The 15,518-nt window shown below is 40.4% G+C and carries 10 protein-coding genes; 3 read left to right on the forward strand and 7 right to left on the reverse strand.

Going from position 1 to position 15,518, the window contains the following annotated elements:
- Position 1 precedes the first annotated feature (1 nt).
- Positions 2 to 1,255, reverse strand: coding sequence for an FtsW/RodA/SpoVE family cell cycle protein (locus AB1I63_05030; protein ID MEW4354248.1), 1,254 nt, complete (start codon positions 1,253 to 1,255; stop codon positions 2 to 4).
- 233 nt (positions 1,256 to 1,488) lie between these two features.
- On the opposite strand from AB1I63_05030, the gene AB1I63_05035 reads away from it, so the two are divergent.
- The 3 genes from AB1I63_05035 (at position 1,489) to AB1I63_05045 (ending at position 3,742) form a co-directional block, all read left to right on the forward strand.
- Positions 1,489 to 2,352 carry a GH25 family lysozyme gene (locus tag AB1I63_05035; protein MEW4354249.1) on the forward strand — a complete coding sequence of 288 codons (864 nt, stop codon included), beginning with the start codon at positions 1,489 to 1,491 and terminating at the stop codon, positions 2,350 to 2,352.
- A 260-nt stretch (positions 2,353 to 2,612) separates the two neighbouring features.
- The gene (locus AB1I63_05040) at positions 2,613 to 3,098 is read left to right on the forward strand and encodes an aminoacyl-tRNA deacylase (protein ID MEW4354250.1); all 486 of its coding nucleotides are present in this window, start codon (positions 2,613 to 2,615) and stop codon (positions 3,096 to 3,098) included.
- Complete coding sequence (locus AB1I63_05045; GenBank protein ID MEW4354251.1) at positions 3,095 to 3,742, forward strand: histidine phosphatase family protein; 648 nt, start codon at positions 3,095 to 3,097, stop codon at positions 3,740 to 3,742. The genes AB1I63_05040 and AB1I63_05045 overlap by 4 nt, the downstream gene beginning before the upstream one ends.
- Positions 3,743 to 3,821: 79 nt before the next feature.
- Here the strand turns inward: AB1I63_05045 and AB1I63_05050 are convergent, their stop codons facing one another.
- The 6 genes from AB1I63_05050 to ileS all read right to left on the reverse strand — a co-directional run bounded on the left by AB1I63_05050 (position 3,822) and on the right by ileS (position 15,409).
- Positions 3,822 to 4,868, reverse strand: a complete 1,047-nt coding sequence (locus AB1I63_05050) for a GIY-YIG nuclease family protein (GenBank protein MEW4354252.1) — start codon at positions 4,866 to 4,868, stop codon at positions 3,822 to 3,824.
- Positions 4,858 to 6,789 (reverse strand): DEAD/DEAH box helicase, encoded by a 1,932-nt coding sequence (locus AB1I63_05055; protein MEW4354253.1) that lies wholly within the window; start codon positions 6,787 to 6,789, stop codon positions 4,858 to 4,860. The genes AB1I63_05050 and AB1I63_05055 overlap by 11 nt, the downstream gene beginning before the upstream one ends.
- Complete coding sequence (locus tag AB1I63_05060; protein ID MEW4354254.1) at positions 6,779 to 9,559, reverse strand: DNA methyltransferase; 2,781 nt, start codon at positions 9,557 to 9,559, stop codon at positions 6,779 to 6,781. The genes AB1I63_05055 and AB1I63_05060 overlap by 11 nt, the downstream gene beginning before the upstream one ends.
- Positions 9,560 to 9,880: 321 nt before the next feature.
- Positions 9,881 to 11,260, reverse strand: coding sequence for an IS1182 family transposase (locus tag AB1I63_05065; GenBank protein ID MEW4354255.1), 1,380 nt, complete (start codon positions 11,258 to 11,260; stop codon positions 9,881 to 9,883).
- Between the two features lie 337 nt (positions 11,261 to 11,597).
- Positions 11,598 to 12,362: a DUF6261 family protein gene (locus AB1I63_05070; protein MEW4354256.1), complete on the reverse strand. Its 765-nt coding sequence runs from the start codon at positions 12,360 to 12,362 to the stop codon at positions 11,598 to 11,600.
- 248 nt (positions 12,363 to 12,610) lie between these two features.
- Positions 12,611 to 15,409, reverse strand: a complete 2,799-nt coding sequence (gene ileS / locus AB1I63_05075) for an isoleucine--tRNA ligase (GenBank protein ID MEW4354257.1) — start codon at positions 15,407 to 15,409, stop codon at positions 12,611 to 12,613.
- Positions 15,410 to 15,518 lie beyond the last annotated feature (109 nt).

Here is a 15,518-nt window from a genome sequence, read left to right on the forward strand (position 1 = left end):
ATTACCTCCCTATGGTTCGATAACTACCGGCTCTACTGTCTTCTTGAGACTCAGATAATTCCTGCTCCAGACTTGCTCGCTTCTCACTAGCGTCAATATTTAGCACAAAAGCAATGGCGACAGATAAAATCAAAAGACTATTTCCTCCTTGAGAGAGGAAGGGAAAAGTGACCCCAGTGGATGGAATCAAGCCAGAAATCCCTCCAATATTGATGAATGTTTGAGTGAGAAGCATGCCCCCAACTCCGATCGCCATCATGGCATTAAAAGGATTTTTCGCTCGAATTCCGACTAGAATGATCCGTAAAATGAGGAAAAAGAGCAAGGCTAAAATCAAGCTAGCACCGATAAAGCCAAATTCCTCAATGACAATGGCAAATACGAAATCCGTATGGGCTTCTGGCAAATAGCCACGTTTTTCGATGGAATTTCCTAATCCCAAGCCAAACCAACCACCATTGCTCATAGCATAGTAAGAATTAGCCAGCTGGTGACCAGCTCCTGTCAAATCCTTGAACGGATTGAAAAAGGCACTGAAACGTTTAGCTACATAACCAAATACTGGGATTTGTGCCATACGCTCAACCCCAATCAGCCAAATCGTCCCCAAAGTCACAAAGGAAATTCCAAATAAGGACCCCAGAATCGTCGAGAACCAGCGATAGCCAATTCCACTAACAGACACCATAATCATGGTGGTTAACACCAAAATTGTCGCATTTCCAAGGTCAGGCATAATGGCTACTAAGCCAATCAAAAAAAGCGTCACTGCCCGCCAGTCATTGATACTGCGAGGAATCCATTGATTTTTGGTCAGATACTGATAGTCATAAATACCAATCTCTTCTTGATGCTTGGAAAATTTGAGCGCCAAATACCAAATCAAAATCAGTTTCAAATATTCTGCTGGCTGAAGGGTAAACCCTCCAGCAATTTTTAGCCAGCCTTTTGCTCCATTGACCGTCTCTCCTAAGAATCGCGCTAACAGTAGCAAGATGATTTCAACCAAAATCACCACAATCATCAAACGCTCTCTTTTTAGAAAGTCTAGTTTAAATTTATAGATGAGAGAAATCGCGATTAAACTAACGCCAAAAAAGGCAGCCTGGTTCATGACCGATGCTAAGGAATTAGCTCCGATTTCTATTAAATTTGGACTTGTTGTCGAATAAACTACAATCAGCCCCAATACCGATAAAATCAAGTATGGAACCAATATAGAATAGTTTAAGAGGTGCCGTTTATCAATCTTCATAATTCACCTTTTTATTTTGATATTCACCGAACATTATACCACTTTTATGCCTTAAAAAAAAGTCATAAACGAACATCAATCCTAAAATTTCCTCTTATCTATTGCACTCTTATACCCTGCTTTTTATTGTCAAATATGACATTTATTGCAATTTGTTAACATTTCACATACTTTCCTTTAATGATAGATATTTTTTTTGCTTTTTCCTTGATTTTACGCTAGAATAACATTATATGAGAAAGAGAATACAGCCCAAGCTGATGCTGGCCTTTTTTGTGTGTTTTATTGGTATCATTCTTATCAGTAAGCAACTCTCAGAAGGCGCAGAAAAACAACAGCTAAAAACAAATACGAGCCAATCATCGGTCGCATCGAGTAGCAAAACGACTGTCTCCTCTTCGGAAGAAAAAGACAAACCAGAGGAAACTGAAGACGAAGAAGTCACCTACAAACCTATCATTGACGTGTCAGGCTGGCAGCTTCCAAGTGAGATTGATTATGACCTCCTTTCACAAAATATCTCTGGAGCGATTGTCCGCGTTCATAGCGGCGCTCAAACAACAAAGGAAAATGCTGCGACTTATGCCAACGGTCTTGATAAATCTTATAAAAAACATATCGAGGAATTCCAAAAAAGAGACATTCCTGTTGCCGTTTATGCCTATGTAGCGGCAAGTAGTGTCAAAGAGATGGAAGAAGAAGCTGAGAGCTTTTACAAAGCTGCTTCTAGCTATAAACCAACCTACTACTGGCTAGATGTTGAAGAAAAAACCATGGCTGATATGAATCAAGGGATCGAAGCTTTTCGAGGAAAATTAGAAGCTCTCGGTGCTAAAAAAATCGGGATTTATGTCGGAACTTACTTCATCGAAGAGCATAGTCTTACGACTGACAAATTTTCAGCAATTTGGATTCCGACCTATGGATATGACAATGGCTACTACAATGCTGCTCCAGATACGGAGTTAGACTATGATTTGCACCAGTACACTTCACAAGGAAGTCTCAATGGCTTTCCACATGTACTTGATTTGAACCAATTATCCGTTCAAAAACAACCAAAGAAAACATTTGAAAAATTATTTAGTAAAAAGTAAGAGCTGAGTCCTATCAGGTCTTGCTTTTTTTAATAGCATTTTTTAAGTATAGTTGTTTCCTTTTGACTTCGTACAAGGCAACGAGTCGCAGGCAGAACTTAGGTTAGCTGAGAATGATTTTATAATCCTCATTTCCAACCTTCAACAGTCTAGGAGATTGTTGGAGCAGGACGAATTAACGACCTAATCAATTAAAACTAAATGACTATATGGTATAATAGAAGAGATTGTTTTTATGTAGAAAGGAGCCTATACACCTCATGGCTAAAAAAGCAAAAATCAAGAAAACCTTGGTCGAGCAAATCTTAACCAAGGCAAAAATTCCCCATGAAGGATTGCAAATCAATGCTTTGGAAGGCGAAATCCCTCCACAGCTAACCAAAAATCAAATCTATAAAACGCTTGCCTTAAAGGGAGATAAGACGGGACCTGTCATCGGCATTCTACCGATTACCGAGCATTTGGCGGAAAAAAAGCTCGCCAAAGTATCTGGCAATAAAAAAGTAGCTATGATTCCACAAAAGGATTTGGAAAAAACAACCGGCTATATCCACGGTGCTAACAATCCTGTGGGAATCCGCCAACGCCATGCCTTTCCCATATTCATTGACCATTCAGCACTTGAACTAGAAACAATGGTCGTATCAGCTGGTGAAGTGGGACACAGCATTGCGATTGCGCCACAAGATTTAGCAGATTTTGTCGGTGCTCAGTTTGCAGATTTACAGGAAGAAGGTCAAGTATGAAATTATATTTTGTCCGTCATGGAAAGACGGAATGGAACCTAGAAGGACGGTTTCAAGGTGCTAGTGGCGATTCTCCTTTGCTTGCTTCTTCCATCGCTGACTTAAAGCTTCTCGGTAAGCGTCTATCCTTGGTCCACTTTGACCGTATTTTATCAAGCAGCCTTCCTCGAGCACTGGCGAGCGCAGAAATTATCCAAGCCGAAAATACCTACAAACCACCTATCCTTTCTTGCCCAGAGATAAAAGAGTGGCAATTAGGAAGTCTTGAAGGGCAAAAATTTTCCACACTAGAAGCCATTTACCCTCAGCAGATGAAAGCTTTCCGTCATAATCTCTCGCGCTTTCATCCCGCGATTTTCGGAGCGGAAACAGTCTATCAAACAACTACAAGAACGATTGAATTCATCAAATCCCAAAAGAAAGAACCAGCGGAGAATCTCCTTTTTGTCGGTCATGGAGCCAATCTCACCGCTTCTCTCAAGACGCTTTTAGGCTATGATGTTGCTCTTCTGAGAAAACAGGGAGGTCTGGCAAATAGCAGCCTCACTATCCTTGAAACCAATGATTTTGAAACTTTCCAACTCCTTGAGTGGAATAATCTGGAGCATTTGGAGCAAAAAACACAGCTACCTATAAAATTCTAAATCCTATAAAACACAGAACTATTGTTACCTTATAGTCTTTCTAGGCAACAATAGTCCTGTGTTTTTTTGTATCATCCTATCATAGCATCATGTTTTTTAATATCTCTAGCGATCTTTCTATCTCCTCTAAAGAGACTAAAAACCATTCTCTAACTGTCGTCTCCTCTCCACTCGGAGATAAAATGGAGATTTCCAAGCGCTTATCAGCCAAGCAGTGATGGAGATAAGTCTCGACTTTGGCAACTAGTGAATGCGAAACTTCAATGTAGGATACTAAATCAATAGGGGCATATAGGTAAGTTGACTGTTTTTCCGTTCCCTGCAAACGTCTACGAATATTCTCGGCACAACCAATTTTATACAAATTTTCCATCTTGCGAAGATAGTCATCCTCACCCGCATAGCGAACAATGTAAATTCCTGGGACTTCAGGGATAATTCCCTTGACAAGACGACCATTTCTCTTTGTATCATAAAGCGATGAAACTAGACTCAATAGCCAAATGTGATTTTCCGTTCCATTTTCGTAAATCGTATGCACCTTGTATCTTCTATTATCTGAATTTGTTACTTCTACTCCTGTTTTAGGATCATAAATCTTATTCACATAGAGGAGAATACCGTTATCGATATAAAAATTTCCTTGTACAATTTTATTTCCTCTAAACGGCTTGGTCTTTCTTTGTCCAGCCTCAATTTCTTGATGCACCTTAGTAAATAAGTTTTTGTAGTGTTCAAATCCTGTCCGAATCATTTTACGAGTACTTAGACCTCTATCTTTTTCGGCAATCGTATCTGCATAACGAGATACATCAAATAAAGCTTCTTCTAGAGCTTGCTCTGCTCTATTTGCACCTAATAAATGATACTCTTTATCATAGGGGAAATACTTTTTTAGATCTTCTGCTGTTCTATCCCGAAGTCCTTTTAGGCGAGAAGCGAGCTTTCGCTCCTTTAAATCACGACTTTTTTGAGGCTCATCTCCATGTTCTTTGATCCAATGAATGATTTCTTGAAATTTTTCAATATCAGGGTCTACTCTTTCGATTTTTTTAGGCTTAGCGCTCTCAACCAGTTTATCAAACTCTTCATCTTGGAAAATATCTTCTAATGATTTAAAGTCCATTCTTCTCACGCTCCTTTTTGAGTTCAGCTAACTTCATCAAGGCATAGTAAAGTCGCTCTTCAGATGAATCTCCTGCATTCTTTTGAGGTGGACGACCATTTGCTGCCATAAAAGTTTTAATCTGAGGATATAAGACTCTTAATTCCTCTTCTGAAAATTCCATTTTTTTACTGTCAAAGACACGCGCAATGAGACTAAGCGTCGTAGAATTGATATCCTTTGATAAAACCTCGTAGGATCTTTGAAAAGGATTAACGCTATCAATCAAATCAATATTCAAGTCATCCATATTGATAAAGCGGTCTCCCATTTTAAGAAGTTCCCGATTTTCCTTATCTCGCTCGACATAGGTCATGGTCATATCAGATACAAGATGCTGACGGACCTCCTCAATTTCTTGGATAGACAAATCAGGATAGGACTCCGCCACAACTTTTGAAAGTATTTGTTTATTGATGACAGCTGCATCAGCATTACTTGCAATTGCTGCTTGTACTAAACTGTCTTGCAACACCCTTGCTTTTAAATCAACCAAATCTTGCTCAATAATTTGCTTGGTTCTCTCCGTAGAAGGCTTAGCCAACCCTTTAATAAAGATATCTGCTCCTGATGATTTTTCAGTCTGAGATTCTCTACGTTTAAACTTGAAAACAGGAGACAATACATTTTCCATAAGAAGGCTCGCTGTAATAGCCTTCATCACGTTATTGACTGCATATTGCACTTCTCCATCGTCTGCATCTGGTTCTGAGATGAGATTCGTAAATTGGGCAGTTCTTTTATTTTCACTATCTCTCGTCACACGACCAATAATTTGGACGATTTCTGTCAACGAACTTCGGTATCCGATTGTAAGAGCATATTCTGCAAAGGGCCAGTCAAACCCTTCTTTTGCCATTCCGAGAGCAATAATCATATCAAGTTCATCGACTTCAGTCATCTGCGCTAGGTAGCTACTGACACGATCACGACCTTCTTCCGTGACTAAATCTGCGATTTTTAAAATATCTCCATTTTTTGTTTTTAGGTTAATAATCCCATCATCATCTTTGTCGAGATATTCTCCTAGCTTATCAAGGATTTCATCGACTTCTCCGTACTTATCTTTTGTTGATTCTCCAGAATTGATATTTGGAATATGAATAATTGTTTTTTTATCAATAATTTCTGGAATCAACTCATCCAGCGCATCTATATAGCGACCACGATAAAACTTATAGCCCATACCAAAACTTTTCAAATAGCGATAGCCTTCTAGCTGCTCATAGTAAGTATAAGTCACGCGGTCAAATAATCGCTCATCTGCAGGGTCAAGAATTGGTACGCTATCTCCTCGGAAGTATGAACCCGTCATGGCAAAGACATGCGCAGTCGAGTAAGTTAAAACTCCTTTCAGAGTTTGCCCCAAGACAGAATTGTCATCTTGAGAGACATGATGGAACTCGTCAATAGCAAGCAGACAGTTATCAAAATCACTATCGTCTAACTGCTCAGCCGCAAATCGTAAAGTCGCATGGGTAGCAATCAAGATACGGGCTTCTGGATCATCTGACTTCATAAAGTCTAAAAATGCTTGAACCTTACTCTTATCCGTCCCAGATAATGTCAAATTATAGGCATCATTCACGGACCAATCCCAATAATAACCATACTGAGATAGATTGGTTGAGCGAAAAGACTTGCCAATGGAGCGCTCAGGAACTGCAATAATCGCTTTTTTAATTCCTTGACGATAAAGTTTATCTAAAGCAACAAACATGAGTGCACGTGATTTCCCAGATGCAGGGGGAGCTTTGACTAGCAAATACTGGCTATCTCGTTTCTCATAAACACGAGCTTGCATTTCCCGCATACCAAGAGAATTGGTATTAACACTCGTTCCCTTGGTTTGATAGGTCATCTCTACAATGTTAGTTACCATGTTCATTCTCCGTCATTTCCTTGTATAAGTTGAGCAAGTGACTGAGCCTTTCTTCGTCACTTCTAAATGGTGTTTCTTTATAGGCTTTTTCAACAAGCTCGTCTAACTCTGCATGGGCTTGTCTCAAGATTTCAGGCATAGTATCACGATTATAAAGTACTGCAAGCGTCCCTCCTAACTCCTCTCGTAAGTCCAAAATATCCAATACCTTTTCCTCAATGCGATTTTTTCGAGTAGTAGATAAGATTGGCACAGGGAAGGTATTATAGACTAACCCTGCTGAGTATCGGTATCGTGTCTCTAGTTTTCCACCAATCGCTCGGAGCCAGACCATGTGAAGGCGAGATTCCAATAGACCAAGAAGGTAAATTGGGGCGTTGTAGATAACATAAGTAGCATTAGAGACAACTGTTTCTTCCCCTACAAATCCCATAGGAACATAATCACGATTTTCAGACGATACCGCTGGGACAAGGATTTGCAAAAATTCTGTTTCATTTGACCTTAGATAATCTTGATACGCCTTTTCCCACTCTCCTTTTTGCACAAATGCATACGGAGTTTTTGCAGCCAATTGAGTTGATTGGGCATTACTTGCTAGCCTGACATCTTTTACCTTAGAAATTCTTTCTTGAATGATAGGATTTTTATGTATTTGATGATATTGCTCTTCATCAAGCCAAAAGCAATATCTTACCTTATCATTAATAAATTCCTCACTCCCCATATATTGTTTGATAAAAGCTGCAAGCTCTGGATAAACAGTAATAATCTCTAAATATTCCTGCTTAGTTGGAATCAATAGATGACCTCCATCACGTGGCATACTGCCAAATACCATCGCTGGCAAATCTGAAAGGGCTTTTCTCCGACTTCTAATCAAAACAGTCTCTTTTGCTTTTGTGAGATAGGGAGAGATAAGGTCAACTTCGATTCTTTCTTGCATTTCTGTATAAATAAGTTTAGTTGGCTTACTATGCATTTTATTGCTAATACCAACAATGGCAACAGTCACACCAGCATTATGAGCGGCACTATTTCCCCATTTAAAGGAAGTATAGGCAAACTCAATTTCTGCGATATCTAATAAAGATTCCCAGACAATTGCTACTTGTTCCCCTTGGAATAGAGAGTTGGTCGATACAAAAGCTAATTTAGCATGCAATTCTTGAATAAAATCAATTCCTTTGAAAAACCAAGCAGCAATGTAATCCATTTTTTTATATTGATAATCTTCACCAATAGACAATCGTAAATCTTCTTTTTGTTCTTTGGATTGTAGCTTGCTTCCAATATACGGCGGATTTCCGATAATATAAATCTCATCATCAGTTGTATGAGGAAGCACCTCGTTCCAATCTAGTCTGAGAGCATTTCCTTCAACAATATTTCCAGCATCTCGTAAGGGTAAAAAGGCTGATTTCAGATTGATTTCTTTTTCTGCCTCTAAATTCATCTGATACTCGGCTATCCATAAGGAGAGACGAGCAACTTCATGAGCAAAATCATCCAGCTCAATCCCGTAGAAATGGTTCAGTGAAATGCTGGAGTTTTCAAATAAGTCAATAGAGTTATTCCCCGTCAAATAACGTATCATTTTCAAGATTTGAATTTCCAAGCGACGAAGTTCCTTGTAGGTGATAATCAAAAAGTTTCCAGAACCACAGGCAGGATCAAAGAACTTAATCTGACTGATACGGTGACGTAACTTTTTCAAGTCTTTTTCATACTGACTACGATTTTCTCTCCTTGTCCGCTCGGTAATCTCCTTATCCTCATTGTCGTTTAATTTTTCAAGAATCCTCTGATATTCCTCTTTTAACTCATCTAAAAATAGAGGATTAATTACTTTCATGATATTTTCCGCACTGGTATAGTGCATGCCCGCTCTAGCACGTTGTTCCTTATTAGCCACAGTTTGGATCATAGCTCCTAAGATATCAGGATTGATGTCATTCCAGTTGAGTAGCTCTCCAGCCTCTAAAATGAGCTTTCTAGTTTTTCTATCAAAGGTCAAATTGGTATGGGCTTTAGTAAATAACTTTCCATTAACATAAGGAAATTCCTGTAACCATACCTCTTGATTGGTGCGATTAGCCATATCTAAGCTAGCAAAAATCTGATTAAGGACAGGATTCAAATCACTACCGTCTTCACGAGAACGTGTCTTGATAGCATTGGTAAAAATCCCTTTCTTCATGATTTCCGTATCTTCCGCAAACAGCAAGAAAAGCAGGCGAATCAAGAAAAGATTAAACTCTTTTTCTTCAAGAGTCTGATCTTCAAACTGATTGATTTTCCTTAACTCGTCATAAAGCCTGATAAAACGTTCTGCAGCCTTGATATCTGCTGGATTTTCTCGCTGATAATCTGTCTTTTCGACACCATTCCAAGGGAGGAAAAATTCTGCTTTACTAGCTAATTCAGCAAAAGATATAATAATCGCTTCCTGCGTTTTCATATCCTTTGCAGCAAATTCTACAAAATTGGTCACTATGATAAAGCGAGGCTTAGCTTTTTTATCAGCTAGTTCTTGCTCCAGCTCAGCTAATCGAGCCATAGACGAGCGTGATTCAGCTACTGTCTCATACAACAACTTATTTTTAATTCCTGTCTCCCCAGCCTTTTTCATCCTCGTAATCGTTGCCTTGGGGATATCATAGTAAGATAAAAAATCATAAATAAATTGACTTTTATCTGCTTGACTCTTAGTCGCTTTCACTAAGTCGTCAACTTTATCTTCAATTTCAATAATTGGTAAATTTGCCACAAAAAAAGTCTACCTTTATCCATTATTCCAAAGGTAAACATATAAACCTTATAACTAATATGAGTAGCTTTCTACTTTTACGAAAACGTTTGCGTTGTTTTTCAAAAAAAAATCAAAAACACACTCTTTTGGGATTAAAAATTTTTTACAACCTTTAGTTATAAGGTTTGACAGTATGTCAAACCTATGGTATACGTAGTATATCATAGGGCTTTTTTATATAGGTAGCATGTTTATTTTTAACAAAATAAAAGAGGGCCTCAGGCCCTCTCAGACTGAAGACAAATAATTTTTCCCAACTGCTTGTCTTCTTTTTTTGTCTCATATCAGTTCCCATACTCTTTTGATGTAAAATAAAAAGGGCTTCCCTGCCATGATTTTGACATATTTTTTGAGATTTAAGCAAGCCAAAGTCAGCCCAAGCATTGCTTCCATCTTGGCCTTGCCTTTCTGTCTCGTGTATCTGAGATTGTGGTATTCCTTAGCTGTCCCAAAAAGACGCTCAATCGTCTCTTTACGCCCTTGGTAGAGCTCCTTCATGCCAATTTGATGTCGAATCACTTCACAGGTTTCTAAGTAATCTTTCCAGATATGACGGGTAATCAAGCGTTGATGATTCTTGGAGCTTGTGCATTGACCTAGAAGAGGGCAGCTACAACATATTTGGGCTTGACTCCTGTATTCACGGTAGCCATCTCGATTTGTAGTGCTATAAGATAAGACTTGATCCTTAGGACAGAGGTAGCAGTCGTAGTATTCATCATAAACAAAATCCTTGGGACGAAGTTTCGTCTTGTCCCCTTTAGGTCTAGTATAAGGCAATACTGGAGTGATGGATTGATCAAGGAGAAATTTAGCAATAGCAGGTGTCTTATAGCCAGCATCTAAGATAATATGACTAGGATTGAACTCTTTGATCGTTTCAAATAGCACAGGAAAAGCCTGACTATCATGGACGTTTCCTGCATGAACAGAGTAACCTAACGCCCAGCCATGTTTATCACAAGCTACTTGTGCATTGTAAGCAAATACCTCCTTATGTTCTCCCTTATGAAACCAACCACTTTCAGGGTCCGTAGTAGAGACTTTTTTACTAACGGGCTCTTTTTCTTTGGCGAGCCCTAGCGACTTTTTTCCGTGTTTTTTTCGCTCTAGGTCAATCTCCTTTTCCAATTGCTCGCTCATAAACTTCGCTTGCACTTCAACTTCTTGATTGAGATATTTATGATGATTAGCAGCTGCTTTAATATGAGTTCCGTCTACGAAAATCTCACTTGGATGAATGAAGCCTGCATGCAAGCAGAGACCAAGAATATGAGAGAAAATCTTCTCTATTACCTGCTTATCCGCAAAGCGACGCACCACATTCTTGCCATAGGTCGTGAAATGTGGAACCTTATCTTCTAAGGACAAACCTAGGAACCAACGATAAGCCACATTCACTTCAATCTCTTTGATTGTCTGTCGCATCGAACGAATTCCAAAGAGACATTGAATGATAGGGATTTTTATAAGCAGGACAGGGTCTAGGCTCGGACGACCCTTATCTAGACTATAGCTATCTTCTACAACATCATAGATGAAGGAAAAGTCAATTGTCTCTTCTATTTGACGAAGAAGATGATCTTTAGGAACCAGCTCATCTAAACTGTAAAAACCTACTTGTTGGCGATTGTAACTGGGATTTTCTTTGTGAAACATACCTCTACCTCTCACACCTGTTTCTCTAGTTCTATTATACTCCTAAATAGACAAAAAATCTGTTAGAAAGGGAATTCTAACAGATTTGTCTTCAGTCTGAGAGGACCTCAGACCCTCGTGGTGTTTTATCTAGTATTCGGATCCCACCAAACCAACTATGAAGCCTAAACTAAAAAATTACTAGCAACCTCTTAGCTTCAAACAGCTCAATCATCAACATGACGTATCATGTCTTATTAGCCTTACACTACATATATACTATAACAAAAACTCAACTCTTTATCAACCGAAAAAACCACTTTAGAATTGCAACGTTGATTTCATACGAAACAACAAGTTATGGATTGGCTGAATGGCTAGTTTCAGACTGGGCCTCCTTCCCACCTCCATTCACAGGCTTGCGTTTTTTATAGTGTTTGCGGATGATATTGAGTTGGTTGCGGAGGTCTTTGAGCTCTGCTCGGTCTGGATAGGCGGAGACCATGATGGCTGTAAAGTCGACAAAGAAGTTGTAGAGCTCTAGCAACTGGGCCCTCAGGGGTTTAATCTGGCTGGTCAGTTGTCCTTTCTCCTCCTGTAAGCATGTCTTGTAGCAACATTCAAATGTCTCGTGTGCTACGGTTAATTGATCCAGATAGGCGGTCAAATAAAGGCTTGAAAAGGCCTTTTGACAGTCTCCCGTAGCTAGTGCTTTGAGCAAATGGCTAATCTTGGCACTTGCATTTTCATAGCTATCGTTCACCAGAAGCATATGCTCTTTGAGCACGGCTGATAAGGTCTCATAAGCAGCCTTAGTCGCAGGTTCCGTGACGCGAGAAAAGGCACGAATCAAGTTGGAAAGAGTCAAGACGGCGACATCGCGCTCCCTATCTGCCATTTCCAAATCCTGGACTGCTTTACTGGTGCTTTTAGAAATTAGGCTTGTCCGAAAGCGTTCAAGTACCGTCGAAAATTCCTCCAACTGCTTGGGATAAACTGCTTCTACTGCATGCTCTTTGACAAAGCTTGCAATCGCATCTCTGCTTTCTATCATCAATTGGAGAAAGTTCTCATTATCTAACCCTCTCACCGCCAAATGTTTAATACCATAAGTATAGATCATTGTGTCTCCTTTATAACTGCATATAGCTCTACTTATCTATTCGTAATTTCAGATAAAAGTAGCACATTTCGGAACGAAGAAGGAAGACTTGGCTTGAGATTACAATTTTTCAGCTAAAATTGCAAATCTGGACGCTAAAATCAGAAAAACCGAGAAATCTCGGTTTTTTTATATTCTATAGTCTTTGCTTTTCCCTTAACAGGAAGTAAAACACGTTCACAAGGTCAGACCTTAATCTTTAACAAGTATTATTTAGCTTCAAAGCCTTCTGCTACAGCTTCTGGGAAGTTGGCTTCAAGGACTGAGGCACAGTGATCACAAACTGTTGCAAGGTGTGGATTTGCGTTGGTTCCGACGCTTGTATCAAGGCGGCGGCAACGTTCACAGACTTCGCCTGCTGCACGTTCTACGGTAAAGGCGACGTCTTCAAAGCTGACTGCTCCTTCTGGTGCTTCTCCGTCTGCAATCGTCAAGTTTGACACGATGAGGAGTTGCGCTACATTGCTACTTACTGCATTGAGCAACACTTTAGTCACTTCATCTGGGTAAACCGTCAAGTGGGCTTCAAGAGATTTACCGATGACTTTTTCAGTACGAGCTTCTTCCAAGGCTTTTTGTGCTTTAGCACGGAAGTCCATGAAGACTGCCCACGTTCCTAGGATTTCTTCTTGGTTTTCAAAGCTTTCTGCTTCTGGCAATTCTGCTAGTTGAACGAAGTCTTCTGCTTCATGCTCCAAGTAAGACCAGATTTCTTCAGCCGTGTGTGGCAAGATTGGGGTCAAGAGCTTGGTCAATTTGACCAACATGTCATAGAAGACAGTTTGCATTTGACGGCGCTCAAGTGATTTTGCCCCCTCGATATAAACTACATCCTTGGCAAAGTCTAGATAGAAGGCTGACAAGTCAACGGTCACAAAGTTCACGATGGTCTTATAGATATCCAAGAACTTGAAGTCCGCATAAGCTTCACGAATGCTTGCGACTACTTGATTGAAGCGGATGGTCATGTATTTATCCACAGAACGCAAGTCTTCGTAAGCTACAGTATCTTCTGCTGGTACAAAGTCAGAGGTATTTGCAATCAAGAAACGAAGGGTATTACGGATTTTCCGGTAGGTTTCAGAAACTTGGTTCAAGATATCCATCGAAATCCGCACGTCGTTGCTAGTATCAACACTTGTCACCCAGAGGCGCAAGATTTCAGCACCGAATTGCTTTTCAACATCGCTTGGCAAGATGGTATTTCCAAGAGACTTAGACATCTTCTCCCCTTTTCCGTCCAAGGTGAAACCTTGAGAGAGGATTTGCTTGTATGGAGCAATACCATTTGAGGCAACCGAAGTGATGAGGGATGAGTTGAACCAACCGCGGTACTGGTCAGAACCTTCCAAGTAGAGGTCAGCTGGGTAGCTAAGTTCTGAACGGGTATTCAAGACCCCATTCCATGATGAACCTGAGTCAAACCATACGTCCATGATATCTGTTTCCTTGGTGAATTCGCCATTTGGTGAACCAGGATGCGTAAAGCCTGCAGGCAAGAGGTCTTTGGCTTCACGTTCCCACCAGATGATGGAGCCCTGCTCTGCAAAGAGTTCTGCTACATGCTCAATTGTTTCTTCCGTCATGATTGGTGTCCCGTCTTCTGCATAGAAGATTGGAAGAGGTACACCCCAGGCACGTTGACGAGAGATAACCCAGTCACCACGGTCACGAATCATGTTGTAAAGACGCACTTTACCCCACTCAGAGTGGAATTTCACTTTTTCGATTTCGTCTAGGATGTCCTGACGGAATTTTGAAACAGAGGCAAACCATTGTGGCACAGCACGCCAAATGATTGGCTTTTTCGTCCGCCAGTCAAATGGGTAAGAGTGAGAGATTTCTTCTTGGGCAAGGAGTAAATCACCTAATTTTTCGATAACAGTTGGCACAACCTTGTCATAGAATTGTCCTTCAAAATCAGGACCAGCATTTTCCATCATGATACCGCGTTCGTTGACGGTAACAGCGACTTCCAAGCCATATTTAACACCGACATTGTAGTCGTCCTCACCAAATCCAGGCGCAGTATGGACCACCCCAGTACCTGAGTCAAGGGTAACGTGGTCACCATTCATGACCAATTCATCATGTTCAACATCCCATGGGTGTTCGGTCACGATGCGATCCAATTCTTGTCCTTTATAGCTTGCGACTACTTGCGGATTTTCCCAGCCAAAGCGTTCTGCAAGACTATTCAATAATTCACCAGCTACGACAAACTTACGGTCGTCATTTTCAGGTTTCACAACCACATACTCAAAGTCAGGTCCCATGGTCAATCCACGAGAAGCTGTAATGGTAAATGGTGTCGTCGTCCAGACAACGATGTAGGTATTCGTATCCAAGATTCCCTTGCCATCCTTAACACGGTTGGCATAGTAAAGAGAGGTTGAAATCAAGTCGTGGTATTCGATTTCTGCTTCAGCAAGGGCTGACTCAGATGACCATGACCAGTAAACTGGCTTGGCACCACGGTAGATGTAGCCTTTTTTCGCCATTTCACCAAAGACACGGATTTGCGCTGCTTCATAGTCTGGAGTCAAAGTCACATAAGGATTTTCCCAATCACCAGACACACCGAGGCGTTTAAAGTCCTCACGCTGCTTATCTACTTGGCTGAGGGCATAGTCTCGGCAGAGCTTGAGGTATTCGACCAAGTCCATTTCCTTGCGTTTCACACCTTGCTTAGCCAAAACTTGCTCGATCGGTAGACCATGTGTGTCCCAACCCGGAACATAAGGTGCATAGAAGCCAGACATAGACTTAGAGCGCACGATGATGTCTTTTGAAATCTTATTCATGGCATGTCCAACGTGGATATTACCATTGGCATAAGGAGGTCCGTCATGCAAGATAAAATGGGGTTTTCCTTCGTTTAATTCCTGACGTTTTTGGTAGAGCTTTGCCTCTTCCCATTCCTGTTGCCAAACGGGTTCTTTGGTTGGCAAGCCAGCGCGCATTGGAAAAGCTGTTTTTCCAAGGTTTAACGTTTCTTTAAGTTTCATAAGTTCTCCTTTAAATTTTTAGTAAATAAAAAACCACGCGTCATCCGAAAGGACGAACATTCGTGGTACCACCTTCATTTAGATAGAGCAAGCCCTATCCCTCTTGACT

The sequence above is a fragment of the Streptococcus pneumoniae genome, assembly GCA_040719455.1.
Classification (GTDB): Bacteria; Bacillota; Bacilli; order Lactobacillales; family Streptococcaceae; genus Streptococcus; species Streptococcus pneumoniae_G.

What these genes read in the sequence shown, in the direction of transcription:
- AB1I63_05030 (MEW4354248.1), bottom strand. Translation starts at nt 1,255, where the DNA reads ATGAAGATTGATAAACGGCACCTCTTAAACTATTCTATATTGGTTCCA.
- AB1I63_05050 (MEW4354252.1), bottom strand. Translation starts at nt 4,868, where the DNA reads ATGGACTTTAAATCATTAGAAGATATTTTCCAAGATGAAGAGTTTGAT.
- AB1I63_05065 (MEW4354255.1), bottom strand. Translation starts at nt 11,260, where the DNA reads ATGTTTCACAAAGAAAATCCCAGTTACAATCGCCAACAAGTAGGTTTT.
- AB1I63_05070 (MEW4354256.1), bottom strand. Translation starts at nt 12,362, where the DNA reads ATGATCTATACTTATGGTATTAAACATTTGGCGGTGAGAGGGTTAGAT.
- AB1I63_05040 (MEW4354250.1), top strand. Translation starts at nt 2,613, where the DNA reads ATGGCTAAAAAAGCAAAAATCAAGAAAACCTTGGTCGAGCAAATCTTA.
- AB1I63_05055 (MEW4354253.1), bottom strand. Translation starts at nt 6,789, where the DNA reads ATGGTAACTAACATTGTAGAGATGACCTATCAAACCAAGGGAACGAGT.
- ileS (MEW4354257.1), bottom strand. Translation starts at nt 15,409, where the DNA reads ATGAAACTTAAAGAAACGTTAAACCTTGGAAAAACAGCTTTTCCAATG.
- AB1I63_05035 (MEW4354249.1), top strand. Translation starts at nt 1,489, where the DNA reads ATGAGAAAGAGAATACAGCCCAAGCTGATGCTGGCCTTTTTTGTGTGT.
- AB1I63_05045 (MEW4354251.1), top strand. Translation starts at nt 3,095, where the DNA reads ATGAAATTATATTTTGTCCGTCATGGAAAGACGGAATGGAACCTAGAA.